A 20,689-nucleotide genomic window follows, 5' to 3' on the forward strand; every position below is an offset into this window, starting at 1 on the left:
CATAAATGCGCAGCAAGCCCGATTAAAAGCGATTGCCCATATCGTCCTGGGCGCGTCATACATTTGAACGATGAAATCTTTTCGAGCGCATGTCATTCCCGATGAAAAGAGCGTTGTTGATCTGTCCGGAGATTGACACAAACCTATGCCGTTTCGACGTTTCGATTTCTTCTGAGTGAGTCCTCGGTAACGGACCGTGGCACGCACTAGGGGGAACACATGCTCGCGATGAAGAGACGCCTCGTCGGCGCCGTCGTGGCTGCGACGGCAGCCGCCGTGGCCTTCGGCGGAGGTGCGGTCCAGGCCGCGCCGGACGGTGGCAAGGAGCCCGCACGCACCGCAGTCGCGCCGGGCCGCGCGCCGGACCAGGGCGCGAAGGCCGGCGTCGCCACATCATCCGCCGCACAGTCGGCCATCGCCACCCTGCAAGGGCGGATCGCCGACTACGTCGCGAAGCACGGCACGAAGCACACCTTCGGCAGCTACCTGGACCGCACCACCGGCAAGATCGTGCTGCTGACCGACGCACCGGCCGCCGTGGTCACCTCACTGACCGCCACGTCCGGCCTCAGCGCCGCGAAGGCACAGGCGCTGACCGGTGCGGAGGTACGCCGCAGCACGATCACCGACCGGGCCCGCCGCAGCGACACGGCTCCGTACTGGGGCGGCGCGGGGCTGCTCTCCGGCAACGGCCTGTGTTCCGCCGGGTACCCGGTGGTGAACTCCGCCGGCACCCGCTTCATGGTCACCGCCGGACACTGCTACGCCAACGGCGCCACGGTCTCGACCGAGACCGGCGGCCGTACCGTCGGCGTGGTCTCCAACCGGCGGCTGCCCACGGTCTCCGGGCACGCGGAGGACATGGAGCTGATCGGCGGGCAGTCCTACGGCACCCGGATCTTCACCGGTGGCGTGGACAGCAGCACCAGCCTGCCGGTGGTGGGCGCGGGCAGCGCGGTCGTCGGCTACACCGACTACTGCCACAGCGGCCGCACCACGGGTGAGAACTGCGGGCACACCGCGACCGCCCTGGACGGCCAGACGTGCACCCAGACCGGCTGCAAGTCGCCGGTGGTGGTGTTCACCGGCGGCACCCAGCCGGCCGGCGGCGACTCGGGCAGCCCGTTCTACGCCAAGACCACCACCAGCACCTGGATCCGCGGGCACGTGATCTCGGGTGACGGCACCACCAGCTTCGCCCAGGGCTGGCCGTCGGTGGCGGCCGCGTACGGCGTCAGCATCGTCACCGGCTGACCCACCGCCACGCACCATCGGGGCGTCTCCCGGGCACACCGGGAGACGCCCCGGACCCGGTCAGGTGATCTCAAACGGCCACGGCCCGGCCAGCGACGCGACGCCGGGACCGTCGTCCGGCGTGACCACCAGCCGGGTCCAGAGTTCGTACCGGCCGGGCGGCAGCGGCGCGCCGCCCGGCTCGCAGGAGACCAGCACGACATCGGCGGGCAGCCGTTCGGTGCCGCCGGGCGCGACCGCCCACCGCCGGCCGGACAGGTCCTGGGCCATCGGCATGCTCACCACCCGGCCGTCGCGGACCAGGAAGGCCTGGGCGCGCGGGCCGGCCACGCCGCGGACGGCGCGCTCGGCGGTCACCTCGACCGTGCCGGTCACCGTCCCGGCAGCGGCCGCGGCGGTGGCCGGAAAACGCGCGACCATGGTCAATTCTCCGCCGGCCGTTCCGCGGAACGGCCGGCCGCACGCGATGTCGTCAATGCCGGGCTTGGATGCCACGGTCGCCTCCCCGGTCGATTTCCCGTTATCCGGTGCGCCGCGCGAACCGGTGCCCGCACAACCCCCGGTCGCGAGCACGGCCAACGACACAAGAAACAATTTCCGTACGACCCGCATGACCACCTCCGAACGTCGTCACTTGGATGCGCCGAACGCCGACATCGTTCCACTCCGCGCGCAATTCCACCCGCCGATCGTGCCGGCGCCGGACCGGACCGTGACTCGACCGGGTGCGCACCGCCGGGCCCCCGGTGCGGACGGGCAGGGATACCGCCCGAAGGATCACGGTGCGCGGGCCCGGCGGCCACGAACCTCGCGCTGGTTGGCGGTGATTGATTAGCCTCCATCCGGTGAAAAAGTCATCTTTCCGGCGGCGACGATGGGCGACCGGCACGGTCGCCCTGATGCTCGGCCTGGCACCGCTGGCGGCACCGCCGCCGGCCGGCGCCGCGCCGGTCCGGGCCGACGTCGCAGCCGCCGTGCACGACCAGCTCAGCCGCGGTGGCCGGGCCCCGTTCTGGGTCCTCCTCGAGGATCGGCCGGCACTGCCCCGGAGCGGTTCGACGCCCGCCGCCGTACACCGGGCGCTCACCCGGCGTGCGGCCACCACTCAGGCCGGGCTGCACACGCTGCTCACCGCGCGGAACGCGGAGTTCGAGCCGTTCTGGATCGCCAACGCGATCCGGGTGACCGGCGATCGGGAACTGCTCGACGAGATCGCGCGCCGGCCGGAGGTGGCACGGATCGCCGCCGAACCGTCGGCTCCGGCGGTGTCCGCGCGGGCCGCCCGCGCCGCAGACGTGCCGCCCCCGGTCGACGGCGTGGAGTGGAACCTCCACCGGATCGGCGCCGACCGGGCATGGCGGGAGTCGGGCACCCGCGGTGAGGGCATCGTGGTGGCGAACATCGACAGCGGCGTGCTGGGCGGGCACCCGTCGCTGGCCGCCACCTACCGGGGCCGGCACAGCAGCGGCGCGGTCCAGCACGACTACCACTGGTACGACCCCACCGGCGTCTGCGCGGGACCGTGCGACGTGGACGGACACGGCACCCACGTGATGGGGCTGGAGGCCGGACGGGCCACGGACGGCGGCACCGAGATCGGCGTCGCACCCGGCGCCCGGTGGATCGCGGCGGTCAAGGGCTCCGAGCCCGCCGAGGCGCTCCGGGCGGCTCAGTGGATGCTCGCCCCGACCGACGCCGCGGGCGAGAACCCCCGCCCCGATCTCGCCCCGGACGTGGTCAACATCTCCTGGTACCTCAGTCGCGGCGGCCAGGAACTGTTCGGCGACATCCTGGACGCGTGGGTGGCCGCCGGGATCTTCCCGGTCGTCGCGGCGGGCAACAACGGCGACGGCGGCAGGTGCTCGACCAACACCTGGCCGGCGTCGTTCGAGTCCGCGTACGCGGTCGGCAACACCACCGAGGCGGACGTCGTGTCGCCGGAGTCCAGCCGCGGTCCGACCGCGGACGGGCGCACCACGCCGGACATCTCCGCGCCCGGCACCGCCATCCGCTCCAGCTTCATCGGGCCGGAGTTCGCCCTCCGGGACGGCACGTCGCAGGCGGCACCGCAGGTGGCGGGCGCGGTGGCGCTGCTCTGGTCGGCGGTGCCGGAACTGGACGGCGACGTCGCGGCGACCCGGAAGCTGCTGGACGACACCGCACGCGACATCGACGACACGACGTGCGGCGGCACCGCCGCCGACAACAGCGTCGCCGGCGAGGGTCTGCTCGACATCCCCGCCGCCCTGCGGGCGGCGCCGAAGAGCAAGGTCGGCGCGCTGTCCGGTACCGCGGTGCCGGACGCGGCCATCCAGCTCAGCGGGCCGAAGCTGAAGAACCTGACGGCGGACGCGGACGGCCGGTTCACCCTGGCCCGGATGGTGCCGGGCAGCTACACCTACACCGCCCGTGCCTTCGGTTACCGGGACGCCACCGGCACCGTCACCATCGAGCCGGACGGCACGACCACGCTGCCCATCGCCCTGCAGCCGGTGCCCGGCGCGACCGTGTCCGGTGTGGTGCGGTCCGCCGAGGGCCCGGTGGCCGGGGCGACCGTCACGGTGCAGGGCACCGCCGCCCGGGCCCGCACCGGTTCCGACGGCCGCTATCGGCTGACGCTGCCCACCGGCGGCAGCTACCGGCTGACCGCCGAGTCGCCGGGCCGATGCGCGGACCAGGCCGAGCAGCGCGTCGAGGTCACCGCCGACACGACGCTCGACATCGACCTGCCCGCGCGCACCGACCTCGGCGGGTACGGGCACACCTGCACCCGGCCGGTCACCGGCTACCAGGCCGGCACCACCAGGCTCGACCTCTCCGGCAGTGCCGGCGAGGTCGCCGAGATCCGGTTGCCGTTCCCGGTGAAGGTCTACGACACGTCGTCGACGACCGCGTGGATCAGCACGAACGGCGCGCTCAGCGTCGCCGGGCCGGTCCCGCCGCCGTTCTTCGACGTGCTTCTCCCGCTGCCCGACTCGTCGCTGCCGACCGCGGCGATCATGCCGTTCTACTCGGTGCTGAACGTCGACGACGCGGCCGGCGTCTACACCACGATCGGCGCCGACCAGGTCGTCGTCGAGTGGCGCAACGTCGAGGTGCTGCGGCCACTGAACCGGACGGCGGAGGGGCGGATCTCGGTCAGCCTGGTGCTGCGCCCGGACGGCTCGTTCACGGTCAACTACCGCGACGTGACGCCGAACTGGTACGTCCGCGGCGGCAACGCGCTGATCGGTCTGCAGAACGCCGACGGCACCGACGTGTTCGCGTACGGCAACCTCGAGCGCGTGGTGGAGGACGGTCTCGGGTTCACCATCCGGCCGCCCGCGGCGTAACGCGCCGTTCCGCCACCGCCGCGAGGCCGGCGGCGCTGGACGCAGTGCCGGGCCACCGGAAGGCCCGGCCGCGCGTCGGTTCCGGCCCCGACGGACCGGGTCCGGTCGCCGGAACGGCCGATCGCCCGCGCCGGATCGGACGGCCCGGGTGACCGCAGGGGCAGTCGGATCCACCCGACTCGATCGGGTGTCTTCCGGCCGGGCACCGCCCGGCCGGAAGACAATGCCGGAAGCATCCGACGACAAGGAGACTCCATGCGTTCGCTCGGCATCGTCACCACCCTGGCCGTCGCCCTCGGCGGCGCCGTGACCGCCGCGGCTCCGGCATCGGCCGCCGCCGTCCCGCCGCTGCGCTTCCACGGCGCCCAGTACGACTCGCCAGGCACGGACAACCGCAGCAACGCCAGCCGCAACGCCGAGTGGGTCTCCCTGATCAACAGCGGCAGCAGCAGCGTCAACCTCCGGGGGTGGACCGTCCGGGACGCCGCCGGTCACGTCTACACGTTCGGCTCGATCAGCATTCCCGGCCGGGGCGGCCGGCTCTGGCTACACACCGGCACCGGCACCACCAAGGCGCCCAACGCGCACTGGGGCAGCGGCAACTACATCTGGAACAACACCGGTGACACCGCCACCCTGCGCAACGCCGCCGGCCGGCAGATCGACACCTGCTCGTGGCGCAGCAAGGCGGGTCGTACCTGGGTCGGCTGCTGACCGGGCCGGCGTCAGGACGCGACGTCCACCAGCACCTTGCCCACCGTGCCCTGCTCGACCGCCCGATGCGCGTCGTCGGTGCGGTCGAGGGGGAACCGGACCAACGGCAGACCGTGCTCCTCCCCCACCGGCAGAGCGCCGTCGCGGACCGCGGCACTCACCTCCTCGGCCGCCGCGGTCAGCTTCGGGAAGCCCACCGTGTACAGCACCAGGAACTGGAACCGCGTGTTCAGCATCATGTTCTGCCGCACGTCCAGTTCGACCGGCCGGCCACCGTCGTTGGCATAGGTGGCGATCGTGCCGCGGGTGCGCAGCACCGCCAGATCCAGCGCCAGATTCGCGCCGAGTGCCACCTCGGCCACGATGTCGACGCCGTCCGGCGCGATCGCGCGGATCTCGGCGGCCGGATCACCCTCGCGGTAGTTGACCACGTGGTGGGCGCCCGCGGCGGTCGCCAGCCGGGCCTTCTCCGGACCGCTGATCGTGCTGATCACGGTGGCACCCGCCCACCGCGCCAGCTGGATGACCGCGTGCCCGACCGCACCGGCCCCGCCCGCCGCCAGCACCACCCGGCCGTCGAGCGCACCCGGTGCGAGCCGGCGCGGTCCGTCCTCGGACACGGTCAGCGCGCGGTGCGCGGTGAGCGCGGGCACGCCCAGTGACGCACCCACCTCGAACCCGGCCCCGTCGGGCAGCGGCACCGCCCGCTCGGCCGGCACCACGGTGAATTCCGCGGCCGTCCCGGTCGGCCGGCCGGCCGCGGCCATGAACACCCACACCCGCTCACCGACCCGGCCCTGGTCGACGCCCGCACCCACCGCGTCGATCACCCCGGCGCCGTCGAGGTGCGGGGTGACCTCGGGGAACTGCTTGGGATTGGTCGCACCGGACCGGGTCTTCCAATCCGTCGGGTTCACCCCCGACACCATGATCCGGACCCGGACCTCACCGGCGCCGGGCGCCGGCAGGTCCCGCTCGACCAGCTCCAGCACCTCCGGGCCGCCGTTGTCGCGGTAGATGATCGTCTGCATAGTCCGTCCTCAACGCCGGGTGGATAAGGGCCTGCCGACAAGCTACGCCGGGAGCTGACAGATTTCAATAATTGTCAGCCAGATAGCTTTCGTGGGCCCGGTGCCCTACGTTCGTCCTGAACGACACCGCGACAAGGAGGGCCGATGCGCGCCGAACCGCTCGACGCGGAGACGATCGTGTCCGCCACCGAGGAGGTGCTGCGCCGGTACGGACCGGAGAAGGCCACCGTGCTCGACGTCGCGCGGATGCTCGGCGTGAGCCACGGGAGCGTGTACCGGCATTTTCCGTCCAAGGTGGCGCTCCGCGAGGCGGTGATCCGGCGCTGGCTCGACCGGGTGCGCGAGGATCTCGCCGCGACCGCCGAGGACGCCCGCCTGACCCCGCCCGACCGGTTACGCCGCCTGCTCACCGCCATGTTCACGGCGAAATGGACGAAGGCCCGGGAGGACCCGGAACTGTTCGCCACGTTCCGGGTGCTGGCGCGGGAGCACAGCACCGTGTCCTCCGCGCACGTCGCCCACCTGCTCGATCAGATCCGGGCGATCGTCGCCGACGGCATCGCGAGTGGCGACTTCGCGCCCGGCGATCCCGCCGCGATCGCGCGCGGCGTCCTGCACGCGACCACCCGCTTCCACGACCCGGCACACGCAACGGCGTGGCACTCCCCCGAGGTCGACGCGGACGCCGAGAACGTCGTCTCGCTGCTCTTCCAGGGCCTCCGGGCCCGGTGACCGCACCGGACGGTCAGCCGGGTTGAAAGGCGCAGCCGCTGTCCGGGTCGTGGGAGATCGCGATCACCTCGTCGAGCCGGTCCCGGGCCCGGGTCAGCTCGGCGATCTGCGCCTCGATCCGGACCCGCTCGGCGATCAGGCGGGTCCGGGCCTCGGGCGTACTCGTGCCGGTCTCGACATGGACCATCAGCTCGGCGATGGTGCGGCCGGACAGGCCCGCGGCGAACAGATGCCGGATGAGCGCGACGCGCTCGGCCGCCGCCTCGGGATAGTGGCGTTGGCCGCCGCTGCTGCGTTCCGCGGTCAGCAGGCGCTGTTCCTCGTAGTAGCGCAGGGACCGCACGCTCACGCCGGTACGGGTGGCCAGTTCGCCGATGCGCATGATGACCTCCGCCACAACCCCTATATCTCACATCAATGTGAGGTTCTAGCGTAACCGGCATGCAGACTTCTGAAGCCGTCCCGGCGACCGTGCGCGCGGTCCGCTACGACGAATTCGGGCCGGCCGAGGTGCTGCGGGTGGTCGACCTGCCGGTGCCCCGGGTCGGGCCGGACGAGGTACTGGTCAAGGTCCGCGCGGCCGGCGTGGGCGGCGGGGAGGCGCCGATCCGCGCCGGCCGGCTCCGGCGGGTCATGCGGACCCGCCCGCCGGCGGGTGTCGGCAACGACTTCACCGGCCACGTCGCGGCCGTGGGGGCCGAGGTGCGGCGACTGCGGGTACGCGACGCGGTGTGGGGCCTCATGCCGCATCTGACGTTCGGCAGCACCGCCGAATACGTGGCCGTTCCCGAGCGCCTGGTGGCACCGGCCCCCGGCACCGTCGACCTGGTCGACGCCGCGGCGCTGCCGTCGGCGGGCACCACGGTGCTGACCGCGCTCACCGAGAAGGCGGAGTTGCGGCCGGGACAACGGCTGCTCGTCCGCGGCGGCAGTGGCGGCGTCGGCACCGTCGCGGTGCAGCTCGGCCGGAGCCTGGGCGCACACGTCACCGCGCTGGCCAGCGCCCGCAACCTGGCCTGGGTGCGGGACCTCGGTGCCGATGAGGCGGTGGACTACCGCGGAGACGCCGCCACCCGCCTCGCCCCGTTCGACGTCATCGTGGACACCGTCGGCACCGACCTGCCGGCCGTCCGCCGGATGCTGGCCAGGCGCGGCCGGATGGTGGCGCTCGCCGTCGATCCCGGACACCTGGCGGCGAACGTCCTCTTCCTGGCCCGCGGCACGCTCAGCCCCTCTCGCCGGGTGGTGGCCTTCAGCAACAACCCCGGCACGGAAAGGCTCGTGGAGCTGACCCGGTACGTCGAGGACGGCACGCTCCGGCCGGTGGTCGACACGGTGTTCCCGATGGACCGTACCGCCGAGGCGCACCGCCGCATCGAGGCCGGCGGCGTGCGCGGCAAGTACGTCATCGACGTGGCGCGCGGATGAGGGCCCGGCCCCCGGTCAGCGGCGCGGAGCCGCGCGTTTCTGCGGACCGGTCCCGGTCGCGGCCCGGGCCGCCGCCCACCACGTCTCCACCCGGCCCGCCGGCCGCGGCGCCGGCGTCGTCGGTCCCGCCCCGGCGCCCGCCCACGCCGCCGCGGCGACGGCCGACTGCCCGGGCCCGGCCGGCCGGTCCGCGCCGGGCCCGGGGCCGACGCCGCCGGTCTCGGACCGCGCCTCGTACCTGACCTCGACCGCCCAGTCGACCCGGATGCGGTCCGCCGGTGGCCCGGCCGGTGCGCGCCGGTCCGTCCCGCCGGACGTGCGGCCCAGCGACCGACGCGCCCACTGCCGGGCGGTGTCGAACAGTGCCGCCACCCGTCCCGGCCGGGGCCGCGGTTCGATCGCCTCGCGGCCCGCCGGAACGACCGGTGCCGTGACCGGTGCCGCGACCGGTGCCGCGACCGGTGACGGTGGATGCCGGGCGGGCGGCGGGGACGGCCGGCGGCGCGCCGCCCGTTCCGCGGCCAGCGCGTCGGCGAAGCGCCCGTAGTGCTGCTCGGTGTCCGCCCACACGGCCCGCACCACGGCCTCCGCGACGGCCTCCGGGACGGCGCCGCGCATCCGTTGCGCCTCCACGTACCCGTCGACCCGCTCCGCCATGGTCCTGGGCAGGGCGGCGTGGGCGGCCCGGCGGATCTCGCGATAGCCCAGGTCAGCCGGTTGCGTCATGCGCGGCAGAACGGAGGATCACCCGTCCCGGTTCACTCTGGGAGGTGGATCACTTGGCCGGCTCTGTCACGATCCATGGATGGGCGTCCGAGGCGAACCGGCGGCGCACCGGACGGCGACCAGCGGGATCGTCTGCGGACTGGTCACCGCCGGGGCGATCGGCGCGGTGCTGGGGCTCCTCGGCGAATACCAGGTGCACGACTTCGCCGACACGGACGCGACCTACGGAATCGCCGGCGGGCTGGTCGCATCGGTCGGTGCGGTCGCGGTCCTCGCCGCGGCGTGCGGGATCGCCCGGTGGCGGCGCGCGCCCTGGCCGGCCCCGCACGTCGTCGTGCCGCTGGTGCTGGTGCCCGCGGCGGTGCTGCCGCTGGTGACCGGGGCGGAACGCAACCGCCTGGAGGCCGGCCTGATCTGGGGTGCCGCCGCCGTCGCGGTGCACGTGCTGCTGGCGTACGCGATGGCCGGCGGCCGGTGGCGTCGTCGGACGGCCGTCGCCCTCGTGCTGCCCTGCGCCGTCGCCGGCCTGCTCACGTTCGCGTGCCAGCACCGCTGGCGGACGCAGAAGTTCGAGGCGGTGGGGCTCCCGCTGTACGTACCGCAGGCACCCGGATACCGGCTGACCGGCAGCTGGGCCGGTCGCTACAGCGTGAGCATGGCCCTGGCCGGTCCGTCCGGTGCACGGCTGTACGCGCGCATCGAGGGCCCGGACTCGCACGGCCTGGTCTGCACGGCGCCGATCGACCGGCCGCGGCTGTCCACCGAGGTCTGGTTCGACACCGAGAGCGCGCTGTTCTGCCTGCCCGGCGGCGCCGTACTGGCGCTGGTGCCGGGCGGCGACTCGGGCAGCGTCGCCGGCCTCCTGCCGTCCGTCACGCTGCGCGCGGTCGACGCCGCCGTGCTGGCGGACCACCCCGACAACTCGGCGATGGCCGAACCCGACTGACGGCACCTTCGGGCAATGCTGTCCACCGTGGCCGATCTCCCGGGCCCGAGGTGCCACCCCGGGCCCCTCCGGCTCCGTCTTCCCTACGACATGCCCACTTCCTGCCTGGGGGACGGATGCGACACCCAGTTCTGGCCGCGGTGGCGGCCACCAGTATCGGCGTTCTGACCGCCGTGGTCAGCCTGCCCGCCTGGGCCGACGAGCCGGCCACGATCGTGGTGAAGGACGGCGCCACCCAGCCGGTCTTCGACTACGCCAAGGCGATCAACGAGGAGATCTGGGTCGAGGTGCCGTTGGACACCGACGGGGACGGCACCAAAGACCGGGTACACCTGGACATCACCCGCCCGGGCGAGACGGAGACGGCCGGTCTCAAGGTCGGCTCGCTCATGATCGCCACGCCGTACATGGGTGACTTCGTGGATGCGCCGTACCACTCGGTCGATCCGGACCGGCTGCCGCAGGAGAAGGACGCGCCGGCCGCGCGCGCCCGCCGGGCGCTCGGCGACAGCCGCGCCGCGGACACCCGCGCCGAGGACGCCCGGGCCGGCGGGAAGGTGGGGGACGACGACGAGGCGGGCTACCCGGAGGAGGGCAACTGGGAGTATTTCGTCAGGCGCGGCTACGCCATGATCACGATGGAGAGCCTGGGCACCGCGCGTTCCACCGGCTGCCCGGACTCCGGCGGTCCGCACGAGGCGGCCGCGACCCGCGCGGTGATCGACTGGCTCGGCGGTTCCGGGCGGGCCTACGACGCCGCGGGGACGGTCGTCGCGGCGGACTGGTCGGCCCGGGCGGTCGGCATGTACGGCGTGTCCTACAACGGCACCCTGCCGCTCGCCGCCGCGGTGACCGGCCGGTCCGCGCTGAAAACCGTCATCCCGATGTCCGCGGTCTCCAACTGGTACGACGAGTACCGCGCCAACGGCCTGGTCGTGGCGCCGTACCAGTGGCAGGGCGAGGACGTCGACATCCACTCCCGGATCATCCTGTCCCGGGCGAACCCGGAGGTCTGCGCGGCCGCCATGGACCGGTTGACCCGGGAGCAGGACCGGGTCACCGGCGACTACTCGCCGTTCTGGGCGGAGCGGGACTACGCGTCGAAGGCCGCGCAGATCGAGGCCAGCGTCTTCATCGTGCAGGGCATGCGGGACTGGAACGTCAAGACCAAGCAGGGTATCCAGCTGTGGGAGGCGCTCGGCCGGCACGGCGTCGACCGCAAGCTGTGGCTCTACGACGGCGACCACGGTTCCGCGAGCGCGCCGTCGTTCTTCCCCACCATGCGCCGCTGGATCGACCACTACATCTACCAGGTGGACAGCGGCATCTCCGACGAGCCGCCGGTCATCCGGGAGGACTCCGCCGCCACCGTGGTGGAGAAGGGCCAGGCCTGGCCGGTTCCCGGTTCCGCCCCGGTCATGCTGCCGCTGGCGGAGGGCAGGAAGCGGACGGACACGTTCGTCGACAACGGCCGCGAGGTCGTCGCCGAGAAGCTGCTCGAGCCGGCCGGGAACTCCCTGGCCTACCGGACGCCCGCGCTGACCGCCCCGGTCCGGCTCAGCGGCACGCCCCGGGTCGCGCTCGACGTCAGCATCGACAACCGGACGGCCGCGAACCTGACCGCGCTGCTGGTCGACTACGGCCCCGCCGGCACCGAACCGGTGATCGTCACGCGCGGCTGGACCGACCCGCAGAACCGCACGTCGCTCACCCGGTCCGAGCCGGTCACGCCCGGCAGGTCCTACCGGTTGCGCTGGGACATGCAGCCGCAGGACCACACGTTCGCGGCCGGGCACCGGATCGGCGTGGTGGTGCTCTCCACCGACTACGACTACACGTTGCGGCCGCTGCCCGGCACCCAGGTCTCGGTACGGCCCACCGCCAGCACGGTCCAGCTGCCCCTGGTCGGTGGTCGCGGCGCCCTGAAGTTCTAGTCGAGGGCACGGGGGTCGGGCGGCATTCCGGCGTACTCGTCACCGGCTCGGCACACGCGACGGGTATTGACCTTGATCGAAGCAGCGTAGAGTTTCGCCCCGACTACACAATGTGGAGGTTCGGGATGTCTCTGCCCGCGTTGCCACTGCCCGACGAGGACCGTCAGCCGTTCGGCCCCCCACCCGAGTACGCCGCACTGCGCACCGCACCCCGGCTCACCCGGGTCACCTGCCCCACCGGGCTGGACGCGTGGCTGGTCTCCGACTACGCGGGCGTCCGCGAGGTGCTCGGCGACGGCCGTCGCTTCTCCACCCGGCCCGGCCAGGCCGCGCACGTGCTCGCCGCCTTCCGCGGTCCGGACTCGCCCGTCGAGGGTGGCTTCAGCCAGCTGGACGGGCCGGAGCACATCCGGATCCGGCGCAACTTCGCGCCACAGGTGTCGAATCCCCGCCGGCTGGCCGAACTTCAGCCGCTGGTCGAGCAGATCACCGACGAGGCGGTCACCCGGATGCTCGGCTCCCCGCAGCCCTTCCCGCTGCACAGCCAGTTCTCCACCGCGATCACCACCGCGGTGATCGCGGAGCTGATCGGCGTACCGCCCGACCGGCGTCACCTGCTGCACGAGGCGGCCACGGCGCTGTTCACCACGTCGACCACGCCGGACGGGCTGCGCCGGGCACTCGAGCCACTGTGGGCCTACCTGTACGAGCTGGTCGCCACCCGCCGGGCCCGGCCCGGCGACGACGTCCTCAGCCGGATGATCGAGCACAGCGCGGACAGCGAACGCCCGCTCACCGATGCCGAGCTGACCCAGATGAACGGCGCGCTGCTGATCGCCGGCTTCGACACCACCGCCTCGATGCTCACGTACGGCCTGGTCTGCCTGCTCAACACGCCCGGACAGTGGGCGAAGCTCTGCGCCCGCCCGGAGCTGGCCGCCTCGGCGGCCGAGGAGCTGGTGCGCTACCTGGGCGTCGGCATCGGGCTGCTGCGGCAGGCCACCGAGGACACGGCGATCCACGGGCAGCCGATCCGGGCGGGCGACTACGTGGTGGTGGCGGTGCAGTCCGGCAACCGGGACACCGCACTGCACCCGGACGCCGACAGGTTCGACGTGACCCGGCGGCCCGGCGCGCACCTCGGCTTCGGGCACGGCGCGCACGCCTGCGTCGGGCAGCAGATCGCCCGGATCGAGCTGACCACGGTGTTGCGCGCACTGGCCGAGCGGGTGCCCACGTTGCGGATCGAGGTGCCGCTCCACGAGATCGAGTGGAAGCGGGACTCGGTGGTCCGCGGCCCGGCCGAACTGCCGGTGGCGTGGTGATCCGGGTCGCCACCGACCGGGACCGGTGCATCGGCTCGGGGATGTGCGTCCTGATCGCGCCGGCCGTCTTCGATCAGGACCCGGACGACGCCGTCGTGGTGCTGCTCGACGAGTCGCCGCCGGAGACCGCACGACCGGCGGTGGAGCAGGCGGTCGACCGCTGCCCCGCCGCCGTCATCCGGCTGCTGCCCGAACCGGCGGACCGGGTTTGAGCAGGGACGCGGTGAGGATGGCGGCGGTGCGCTCCTGCCACTCCTCCGGCGTCCATCCGCAGACGTCGGTGAACTGCAGGTAGGTCTCGACGCTGGCGATGGTGAAGGCGATGTCGCGGGCCTGCTCGAGGTCCAGCCCCGGCCGGAGCGCATCCCGCGCGGCGAGCAACTCGACGAGCAGGCCGTAGGCGGCGCGGGCCTGCTGCTGGTGGGTCTGCCACTGGGCGGCCAGGTCCGGATCGGTGCCGGTGGCCCCCCGCATCACCCGCATCAGCGGGGCGGTCCGGTGCAGGATCTGGCGGCCGCTGGTCAGCCACAACTCGATGATCCGCCGCGGTTCGGGCTCCTGCTGGAGCCGGGTGAACCATGGGCGTTCGAGCAGGGGTACGGGTTCGTCGTCACCGACCGCCGCCACGTCCATGACGTGCCTGAGCAGCGTGCGCTTGTTCCCGAAGTGGAAGTACACCGTCTGCACGGCGACTCCGGCCTGGTCGGCCACCTGATCGAGCAGCGTCGCACCGTAGCCCCGCGCGACGAACTGCTCGGTGGCCGCCGCGACGATGCGCCGGCGGGTGGCGCGCGCCTGCTCGGCCCGGGTGACCCGGCGGCCCCGCTGCGCGCTGTCGAACTCCGTCGCCCGCTCGGCCCGGTCACTCATTCGCTAGAGCCTACTCTAGCCAGTCATTGGAGGTGTCTATAGTGGAGTCGTGTTCTGCAGGACGGCGCGGTGACCGGCCACCGACCCCGAGGAGGCATCACATGACCGAACCGACCTCTGCCCCGTCCCGCCCGGAACCGACCCGGTGGCAGACCGGCGGCGTTGAAGTCGCCTACACCGACACCGGCGGTGACGGGGAGGCCCTGTTGCTGATGCACGGCGGCGGACTCGCCGACTGGTGCACGCCGCTGGCGGCCGACCCGGCGCTGCGGCGCCACCGGGTGATCCGCATGGTGCGCGCCGGCTACACCGGTGCGCAGACGCCGGGCGGGCTGACCGTCGCCGACCACAGCGAGCACGCCGCCGCGCTGCTCCGGCACCTCGGCGCCACGCCCGCCCACGTGGTCGCGCACTCGGCCGGCAGCACCGTCGGGCTCCAGCTCACCATCGACCACCCCGCCCTGGTCCGTACGCTCAGCCTCTGCGAACCACCGCTGGTGGACACGCTCGCCGCCCCGGACGACCGTGAACTGCTGCGCGCGCTGTTCGCCCCGGCCGTCGGCACGGTGCTGGCGGCCACCGTCCGCGGCGACCTGCCCGCCGCGTTCGACACGTTCATGACGCTGGTGTGCGGAGCCGGCTATCGCCGCGTCATCACCGACGCTCTCGGGGCCGACGCGGTCGAGGAGGCGGTGCACCGCTGCCGGTACTTCTTCACCGACGAGACACCCGCGGTCCGCGCCTGGACCGTGGACCCGGCGGTCCTGGCCCGCCTGCCCCAACCGGTCCTGCTGGTCCAGGGCAGTGCCAGCCCGCCCCTGGTGCACCGGCTGGTCACCCACCTCGCCGGCCTTCTCCCGCACGCCACCGTGGCCACCGTGCCCGGCGGCGACCACCTGATGCCCCTGTCCCGGCCCGCCGAACTCGGCCGGCTGGTCGACGACTTCGTGTCCCGGGCCGGCGGCCCGGCGGTGGTCGAAGCGGGACAGCGTCGGCCGTAACTCCCCGTGCCGGCCCTCGCGCAGCGGATCGCCGCCGCACCGGACGTCCGGCAGGCCGCCGATGCCCGATGCCCGCCCTCAGCCGGGCCGGGGCTAGTTTGCTGGGATGAGTCTTCTCGATGACGTGGCGAAGCGTGACGGCTGGCGCTGCTGGGTGTGCGACGAGCCGGTCGACGCCGACATGTCGGTGAACGATCCCCGCGGCCCGAGCGTCGACAGCCGCACCGCCGACCGGAAAGCCAAGGTCACCGAGCGGCTGGCGCACCGTGCGTGCAACACCCGAAAGGGCGCGGTGAAGGTGGTGATCGCCTGGCCGGACCGCCTGCACGTGGTGGAGCCCGCGCCGCTGATCACCGTTGCCGAGCGCCTCGAACGCAAGGGCGGCCGCGAACTGGTCGCCCGCTGCCCGACCCGGAAGGACGCGCAGGAGGCGGCGGACTGGCTGGTCGACCGGTTCTCCCGGCTGGTGCCCGGACTCCCGGTGACCGCGAGCGTCGACGCCGGCGGTGGCCAGTTCCTGGTCGCCCTGACCACCGGTCGCCGCTGATCCGGCAACGCCGAGCCAACGAGGCGGTGTCCGTCGGCTCACCCGGGCAAGGACTGCGGTTGGAGGCGGTCAGGTACGGCGTGCAGACCGGCGCCATCTGCGGCAACGCCTATGTGCCGGACGTCGGCTGCAGGGCTGGTACTGCGGTGTCGACGGTGACTGCAACGCGGCGGGCGCCACCGGACAGAACAAGCGGATCGAGGCCGTGTCGTTCATGGTCCGGTGACCGAGCGGCGCACGAGTGAGCCGCGGAGTTCGGTGCTACTTGGCCGAACTCCGCGACCCGCCTAAGATCTCCGTCGCGTCGGTTGACCATCATGAATACCGGCGAAGCGGACCGGAGGTCTGGCATGGCACTGACGCCACGTGGTCTCACCGTGATCAGCCTCGTCGTCGGGGCGCTCGGCAATGCGCTCATGTGGGCGGCCGGCGCGGTCTTCCCGGTCTATCCGCCGCCGAACCTGGTGATCCTCACCGTGGGCGCGCTACTCGCCGGCCTGGTGCGGCGGAGCTGGGCGCCCGGCGTCGGCGCGTTCCTGGGCCTGGTGATCATGGTCGCGTTCGCCGTGGTCAGCCTGGTCAACGGCGCCGGGACCGGGCACCTGACCGGCACCGCGGGCGCCGTCGGCGTGGTCGGCACGGTCCTGCACCTGAGCGGCTCGGCCGCCGCCGCGGGCTCGGGCGCGGTCGCCACCGCCCTCGAGCGCCGGGCCGGCCGCTGAGCCCGCCGGTCCCCGGCGATCAGCGGTCCTCGTCGGCCACCACCTCGGCGCGCAGCCGGGTCCAGACCCGGTCGTGCATGCTCGGCTCGAACACCGCCTGACCTCCGCTACGCCGCGACTTGGCCCAGTACATGGCCGTGTCCGCGTCCCGGACCAGCGCCTCCGCGTCCGCCGCCGGCGTTTCGTGGGCCAGCGCGACACCGATGCTGGCGGTGACCACCAGTTGCTGCCCGGCCAGCCGGTGCGGGCGGTTGAGCGCGGACTGCAGCCGGTGCGCCATCGACACCGGGGTGTGGCCGTCGTCGAGCGCGTCCAGCAGCACCAGGAACTCGTCTCCGCCGAACCGTCCGGCGGTGCCGTGGCCGCCGAGCGCCGACCGCAGCCGCGCGGCGACCTCCACCAGGATCCGGTCGCCGACCGCGTGCCCGAACGTGTCGTTGATCAGCTTGAAGCCGTCCAGGTCGACGAAGAGCACGGCCACGTCCGGCCGGCGGTCCGGCCCGGGCGTCACCGCCGCGGCCAGCAACTGCAGGAAGTGCCCGCGGTTCGGCAGCCCGGTGAGATGGTCGTAGAGCGCGCTCTCGCGTAACTGCTCCTCCTGCTCGCGCAGGGTCTGCAGCACCGCCTGGTAATCCAGCGCGACGGTGAGCAGCGCCGCCCACTGATTGATCGGCTCGCGTCCGGTGGCCGCCTGCAGGTCCACCCGGTCGACCGTGGCGAGCAGCCCCCAGTCACGGTTGCGCACCCGCACCGGTACGACGAACGTCAGCAGGCCGGGCGCGGCGCGGGCGGCGTTGAGAATCTCCACCGGCGGGAACCCGCTGGCCCGCACCGGGGGCAGCGGGGTGGTGGCGCCGAGACCCGGCCGGGAGTGCGGCGCCCGGTGGAAGTGGCCGACCACGTCCAGGGTCTGGTCGCCGGAGCCGGGCGTCTCGGTCCACAGCCCGAGGCAGCCGGCCCGCGCCGAGGTACGGCGCAGCCAGCCCAGCTGCCGGGGGTCCTCCTCGTGGCTGCGCAAAAGGTCGAGGCTGATGTCGTACTGGTTGCTCAGCGCGCGCTGGAGCCGGGTGCGCTCACGGTACTGCGAGCGGCCCTCGGCGCGCAGTGCCTCGGGCGAGCGCACGGCGTCGGCCTCGCTGTCCGGGAACTCGGTCGCCGGGCAGCCGCACGACTCGCGTACCACCAGGTGCGTCGCCACCTGGTGCCGGACCGGCCCGGCGCCGGTGCCGTCGATCGCCGACAGCAGCACCTGGGCCGCGGTGGAGCCGACCTGGAAGAGCGACTGCCGCACGGTGGTCAGGCGCGGCTCGGAGAACGACGCGTCGGAGAGGTCGTCGAAACCGACGATGGCCTGGTCTTCCGGCAGCCGGCAGCCGGCGGCGGACAGCACCCGGATCATGCCGATCGCGTTGAGGTCGGTACCGGCCAGCACCGCGGTCGACGGCATGCCCGCGGTCAGCATCGCGTGGGCCGCGCCCTCGCCGCCGGCTTCCTGGTTGTCGACGGCCTCGAAGAGCAGGTCCGGATCGGGCGCGATGCCGTGCGCGAGCAGTGACTGACGGTACGTCTCGTAGCGTTCCCGCTGGTCCAGCGCGCCCATGAAGCCGGCGAACGCGATCCGCCGGTGCCCGTGCCGGATCAGGTGCTCGACCGCGGCCCGCGTCCCGACCCGGTTGTCCGGGAAGACCGTCGGGCAGTCGAGTTCGGGGTAGTCGTGGCTGATCACGACGACCGGCCGGCCGGTGGCCTGGATCTCGTGCAGGTACTTGGCGCTCGCCGCGTTCAGGATCACCACGAAGCCGGTGGCGTGCTCCCAGGCCAGCGGATGCGGCGGGTGCGGCGGGTCGATCAGCTCCAGCTGGTCGGTGCCGGCGTCCAGGGTCTGCACGGCCACCATCGCCGCGCCGGCATCCGCCGCGACCTGCGCGATCCCCTCGAGGAGACCGCCGAAATACCACCCACCGAGAAAGGGGGACAGCGCACCCAGGACGAGCCCACCACGGGAGCTTCCTCCACTGTCGACCATCGTCCCCCCTTCGCGAGCCGTGGCGGGCGCGCTGACGCACGGACACCCGTGCGGAGGAGACGATACCGTCATGGGCCCACGTAACGGACGGACCCGAGCCCGAGGATCTCCATCGATCTCGCATAGCGGAAGATCCGTGCCGGTATGATCCCGCCGATTCCATCAAGCACGGGGGGCTGCAGTGGACGGTCGTCGGCACCACACCTCACGACGGGCTCGGATCGCGGCCGCGCTGACGGTCACGCTGGTCGCCTCGGCCGCACTCGGCGGGGCCCATCCGGCGTACGGCGTCGCCGGTGGCACACCCGCCGCCGACGGCCAGTACGGGTTCGTCGCCCACCTCGCGATCGGCGAGCACGTGCGCGCCTGCACCGGTGCGCTGATCGACCCGGAGTGGGTGGTCACGGCGGCCGGCTGCTTCGCCGAGAACGGCCGGCCCGCGCCGGCCGGCCGCCCGCCGACGGCGACCACGGTGACCGTGGGCCGGGCGCAGCTCGCGTCGGCCTCCGGCGGCGCGGTACGCAGGGTCACCGAGCTGGTACCGCACGCCACCCGTGACGTGGTGCTGGCGAAACTGGACAGTCCGGTCATCGACGTGGTTCCGGTCGCGGTGGGCGCGACGGCACCGGCCACCGGCGAGGCGCTGCGGGTGGCCGGCTTCGGCCGTACCGCCACCGAGTGGACACCGGGCCGTCTGCACACCGCGGCGCTGGACGTCCAGGCGACCACCGACGCCACGATCGACCTGGCCGGTCCCGTCGCGGGCGCGGTCTGCAAGGGCGACGCGGGCGGCCCGACCTGGCGGGTTCGGGCGGACGGCGGCATCGACCTGGTCGGCGTGCACGCGGCGTCGAACCAGTCCGGCTGCCTCGGCGTCCCGGAGTCCGGCGCACCCGCCCGGGCCACCGACACCCGGCTCGACACCATCGCCGACTGGATCGGCCGGACCGTCCGGGGTGGATACTTCGTCCGCCTCCCGACCAGCACCGCGGTCCTGGACACCCGCAGTGGCCTCGGGACGAAGGCCGGGGTGCGCACCGCCGGCAGCGTCACCACGTTCCCGGTCGCCGGGGTCGGCGGCGTGCCGGCCACGGACGTCACCGCGGTGCTGATCGACGTCACCGCGATCACCAACACCTCGGACACCCACCTGACCGTGTTCCCGGACGGAACTCCCCGGCCGTCGCCGCTGACCATGGTCCACGCCCAGGCCGACCAGATCATCTCCAACAGCGCGCTGGTCAACGTCCCGGCGAGCGGCAAGCTGTCGGTGTGGACCGCGGAGAGCACGAACATCGCGGTCGACGTGCAGGGCTACTACACCCGGGCGGCGAACACCGGCGGCGGGTACGTACCGGTGACGCCCACCGCGCTGGTGGACACCCGCTCCGGCCTGGGCGGCAGCACCGGTCCCGTACCGGCCGGCGCGAGCCGGACGTTCACCCTCACCGGAGGTGTGCTCCCGGCCGGTGTCACGTCCGCGTACTTCAACCTGATCGCGGTCGGCGCCACCGCCCGGGGCTACCTCGGCACGAGCGCCACCGGCAGCACCACCCGCAGCGTGCTGAACTACGTGCCCGGCTACACGGCGCACGGCATCACCGCGCGGCTCGGCACGGACGGGCGCGCCACCTTCACCAACGGCGGCACCGAGCCGGTCAACCTGGTGCTCACGGCCAGCGGCTACTACAGCGCGGCGGTCACCGGCGGCGGGCAGCGGACGCTGTCCGCGCGGCGGGTCATGGACACCCGCTCGGCCGGCAACCGGACGCCGATCACGCCGAACGACACCCTGGACATCCCGGTCGGCCTGCCGCCGGGGACGGTCGCCGCGGTCAACCTCATCGTGGTCGGCAACGACACCTCCGGCTACCTGCGCGCCTGGCCGGCGGGCGGCGCGGAGACCACGACGTCGCTGGCCAACTTCCCGGCCCGGGGTACCGGCCCGCGCTCGGCGATGGCGATGGTGCCGGTGGGCGCCGGCGGCAAGATCCGCGTCCGGAACATCAGCGACGGGGCCACGCATCTCGTGGTCGACCTGCAGGGCTGGCAGGCGAGCCCGGTGGGCACCGGGGGGTGACGCCGCGCCGCGCGGCTCCGG

The 20,689-nt window shown here is 73.3% G+C and carries 19 protein-coding genes; 13 read left to right on the forward strand and 6 right to left on the reverse strand.

Annotated elements, in window-relative coordinates; translation table 11 throughout:
• Positions 1–228: 228 nt before the first annotated feature.
• Positions 229–1,254: a chymotrypsin family serine protease gene (locus LDL48_RS24455; protein WP_225257552.1), complete on the forward strand. Its 1,026-nt coding sequence runs from the start codon at positions 229–231 to the stop codon at positions 1,252–1,254.
• Between the two features lie 60 nt (positions 1,255–1,314).
• On the opposite strand, the gene LDL48_RS24460 is transcribed toward LDL48_RS24455, so the two are convergent.
• On the reverse strand, positions 1,315–1,749 hold the full coding sequence (locus LDL48_RS24460; RefSeq protein ID WP_225257553.1) for a hypothetical protein: 435 nt from the start codon (positions 1,747–1,749) through the stop codon (positions 1,315–1,317).
• A gap of 350 nt (positions 1,750–2,099) precedes the next feature.
• Between LDL48_RS24460 and LDL48_RS24465 the strand changes: the two genes are divergently transcribed.
• Together LDL48_RS24465 and LDL48_RS24470 are read left to right on the forward strand one after the other, a co-directional pair.
• Positions 2,100–4,586: a S8 family serine peptidase gene (locus LDL48_RS24465; RefSeq protein ID WP_225257554.1), complete on the forward strand. Its 2,487-nt coding sequence runs from the start codon at positions 2,100–2,102 to the stop codon at positions 4,584–4,586.
• 255 nt (positions 4,587–4,841) lie between these two features.
• Positions 4,842–5,300 (forward strand): lamin tail domain-containing protein, encoded by a 459-nt coding sequence (locus LDL48_RS24470; protein WP_225257555.1) that lies wholly within the window; start codon positions 4,842–4,844, stop codon positions 5,298–5,300.
• An 11-nt stretch (positions 5,301–5,311) separates the two neighbouring features.
• Here LDL48_RS24470 and LDL48_RS24475 read toward each other — a convergent pair whose 3' ends face one another.
• Positions 5,312–6,331 carry an NADPH:quinone reductase gene (locus LDL48_RS24475; protein WP_225257556.1) on the reverse strand — a complete coding sequence of 340 codons (1,020 nt, stop codon included), beginning with the start codon at positions 6,329–6,331 and terminating at the stop codon, positions 5,312–5,314.
• A gap of 144 nt (positions 6,332–6,475) precedes the next feature.
• On the opposite strand from LDL48_RS24475, the gene LDL48_RS24480 reads away from it, so the two are divergent.
• Positions 6,476–7,063: a TetR/AcrR family transcriptional regulator gene (locus LDL48_RS24480; RefSeq protein WP_225257557.1), complete on the forward strand. Its 588-nt coding sequence runs from the start codon at positions 6,476–6,478 to the stop codon at positions 7,061–7,063.
• Between the two features lie 13 nt (positions 7,064–7,076).
• Here LDL48_RS24480 and LDL48_RS24485 read toward each other — a convergent pair whose 3' ends face one another.
• On the reverse strand, positions 7,077–7,445 hold the full coding sequence (locus LDL48_RS24485) for a MerR family transcriptional regulator (protein WP_225257558.1): 369 nt from the start codon (positions 7,443–7,445) through the stop codon (positions 7,077–7,079).
• Between the two features lie 59 nt (positions 7,446–7,504).
• Here LDL48_RS24485 and LDL48_RS24490 point away from each other — a divergent pair, with 59 nt between their 5' ends.
• Positions 7,505–8,491 carry an NAD(P)-dependent alcohol dehydrogenase gene (locus tag LDL48_RS24490; protein ID WP_225257559.1) on the forward strand — a complete coding sequence of 329 codons (987 nt, stop codon included), beginning with the start codon at positions 7,505–7,507 and terminating at the stop codon, positions 8,489–8,491.
• 15 nt (positions 8,492–8,506) lie between these two features.
• On the opposite strand, the gene LDL48_RS24495 is transcribed toward LDL48_RS24490, so the two are convergent.
• Positions 8,507–9,217 (reverse strand): hypothetical protein, encoded by a 711-nt coding sequence (locus LDL48_RS24495; RefSeq protein WP_225257560.1) that lies wholly within the window; start codon positions 9,215–9,217, stop codon positions 8,507–8,509.
• A 79-nt stretch (positions 9,218–9,296) separates the two neighbouring features.
• Between LDL48_RS24495 and LDL48_RS24500 the strand changes: the two genes are divergently transcribed.
• The 4 genes from LDL48_RS24500 to LDL48_RS24515 all read left to right on the forward strand — a co-directional run bounded on the left by LDL48_RS24500 (position 9,297) and on the right by LDL48_RS24515 (position 13,634).
• Positions 9,297–10,163 (forward strand): hypothetical protein, encoded by an 867-nt coding sequence (locus LDL48_RS24500; protein WP_225257561.1) that lies wholly within the window; start codon positions 9,297–9,299, stop codon positions 10,161–10,163.
• Positions 10,164–10,279: 116 nt separating this feature from the next.
• Positions 10,280–12,097 carry a CocE/NonD family hydrolase gene (locus LDL48_RS24505; protein ID WP_225257562.1) on the forward strand — a complete coding sequence of 606 codons (1,818 nt, stop codon included), beginning with the start codon at positions 10,280–10,282 and terminating at the stop codon, positions 12,095–12,097.
• Between the two features lie 125 nt (positions 12,098–12,222).
• Positions 12,223–13,422 carry a cytochrome P450 gene (locus LDL48_RS24510; RefSeq protein WP_225257563.1) on the forward strand — a complete coding sequence of 400 codons (1,200 nt, stop codon included), beginning with the start codon at positions 12,223–12,225 and terminating at the stop codon, positions 13,420–13,422.
• On the forward strand, positions 13,419–13,634 hold the full coding sequence (locus LDL48_RS24515; protein ID WP_225257564.1) for a ferredoxin: 216 nt from the start codon (positions 13,419–13,421) through the stop codon (positions 13,632–13,634). Before LDL48_RS24510 ends, LDL48_RS24515 begins: the two co-directional genes overlap by 4 nt.
• Here LDL48_RS24515 and LDL48_RS24520 read toward each other — a convergent pair.
• Complete coding sequence (locus LDL48_RS24520) at positions 13,597–14,292, reverse strand: TetR/AcrR family transcriptional regulator (RefSeq protein WP_225257565.1); 696 nt, start codon at positions 14,290–14,292, stop codon at positions 13,597–13,599. The genes LDL48_RS24515 and LDL48_RS24520 overlap by 38 nt on opposite strands.
• A 101-nt stretch (positions 14,293–14,393) precedes the next feature.
• Between LDL48_RS24520 and LDL48_RS24525 the strand changes: the two genes are divergently transcribed.
• The 3 genes from LDL48_RS24525 to LDL48_RS24535 all read left to right on the forward strand — a co-directional run bounded on the left by LDL48_RS24525 (position 14,394) and on the right by LDL48_RS24535 (position 16,562).
• Entirely contained in the window at positions 14,394–15,293 is a 900-nt protein-coding gene (locus LDL48_RS24525) for an alpha/beta fold hydrolase (RefSeq protein ID WP_225257566.1), read from the forward strand.
• 106 nt (positions 15,294–15,399) lie between these two features.
• Positions 15,400–15,840 (forward strand): hypothetical protein, encoded by a 441-nt coding sequence (locus tag LDL48_RS24530; protein WP_225257567.1) that lies wholly within the window; start codon positions 15,400–15,402, stop codon positions 15,838–15,840.
• A 350-nt stretch (positions 15,841–16,190) separates the two neighbouring features.
• On the forward strand, positions 16,191–16,562 hold the full coding sequence (locus LDL48_RS24535) for a hypothetical protein (protein WP_225257568.1): 372 nt from the start codon (positions 16,191–16,193) through the stop codon (positions 16,560–16,562).
• Between the two features lie 19 nt (positions 16,563–16,581).
• Here LDL48_RS24535 and LDL48_RS24540 read toward each other — a convergent pair whose 3' ends face one another.
• A complete protein-coding gene (locus LDL48_RS24540; protein WP_225257569.1) occupies positions 16,582–18,588 on the reverse strand; it encodes a diguanylate cyclase domain-containing protein in 2,007 nt (668 codons plus the stop codon).
• Positions 18,589–18,769: 181 nt separating this feature from the next.
• On the opposite strand from LDL48_RS24540, the gene LDL48_RS24545 reads away from it, so the two are divergent.
• Positions 18,770–20,668: a trypsin-like serine protease gene (locus tag LDL48_RS24545; protein ID WP_225257570.1), complete on the forward strand. Its 1,899-nt coding sequence runs from the start codon at positions 18,770–18,772 to the stop codon at positions 20,666–20,668.
• Positions 20,669–20,689 lie beyond the last annotated feature (21 nt).

This window comes from Jidongwangia harbinensis (genome assembly GCF_020216025.1).
GTDB classification, from domain to species: Bacteria; Actinomycetota; Actinomycetes; order Mycobacteriales; family Micromonosporaceae; genus Actinoplanes; species Actinoplanes harbinensis.

Bases quoted from the DNA above. Each gene is read 5' to 3' on its own strand.
- LDL48_RS24455 (WP_225257552.1), top strand. From the start codon at position 229: ATGAAGAGACGCCTCGTCGGCGCCGTCGTGGCTGCGACGGCAGCCGCC.
- LDL48_RS24470 (WP_225257555.1), top strand. From the start codon at position 4,842: ATGCGTTCGCTCGGCATCGTCACCACCCTGGCCGTCGCCCTCGGCGGC.
- LDL48_RS24475 (WP_225257556.1), bottom strand. From the start codon at position 6,331: ATGCAGACGATCATCTACCGCGACAACGGCGGCCCGGAGGTGCTGGAG.
- LDL48_RS24480 (WP_225257557.1), top strand. From the start codon at position 6,476: ATGCGCGCCGAACCGCTCGACGCGGAGACGATCGTGTCCGCCACCGAG.
- LDL48_RS24485 (WP_225257558.1), bottom strand. From the start codon at position 7,445: ATGCGCATCGGCGAACTGGCCACCCGTACCGGCGTGAGCGTGCGGTCC.
- LDL48_RS24490 (WP_225257559.1), top strand. From the start codon at position 7,505: ATGCAGACTTCTGAAGCCGTCCCGGCGACCGTGCGCGCGGTCCGCTAC.
- LDL48_RS24495 (WP_225257560.1), bottom strand. From the start codon at position 9,217: ATGACGCAACCGGCTGACCTGGGCTATCGCGAGATCCGCCGGGCCGCC.
- LDL48_RS24500 (WP_225257561.1), top strand. From the start codon at position 9,297: ATGGGCGTCCGAGGCGAACCGGCGGCGCACCGGACGGCGACCAGCGGG.
- LDL48_RS24505 (WP_225257562.1), top strand. From the start codon at position 10,280: ATGCGACACCCAGTTCTGGCCGCGGTGGCGGCCACCAGTATCGGCGTT.
- LDL48_RS24510 (WP_225257563.1), top strand. From the start codon at position 12,223: ATGTCTCTGCCCGCGTTGCCACTGCCCGACGAGGACCGTCAGCCGTTC.
- LDL48_RS24520 (WP_225257565.1), bottom strand. From the start codon at position 14,292: ATGAGTGACCGGGCCGAGCGGGCGACGGAGTTCGACAGCGCGCAGCGG.
- LDL48_RS24525 (WP_225257566.1), top strand. From the start codon at position 14,394: ATGACCGAACCGACCTCTGCCCCGTCCCGCCCGGAACCGACCCGGTGG.
- LDL48_RS24530 (WP_225257567.1), top strand. From the start codon at position 15,400: ATGAGTCTTCTCGATGACGTGGCGAAGCGTGACGGCTGGCGCTGCTGG.
- LDL48_RS24535 (WP_225257568.1), top strand. From the start codon at position 16,191: ATGGCACTGACGCCACGTGGTCTCACCGTGATCAGCCTCGTCGTCGGG.
- LDL48_RS24540 (WP_225257569.1), bottom strand. From the start codon at position 18,588: ATGGTCGACAGTGGAGGAAGCTCCCGTGGTGGGCTCGTCCTGGGTGCG.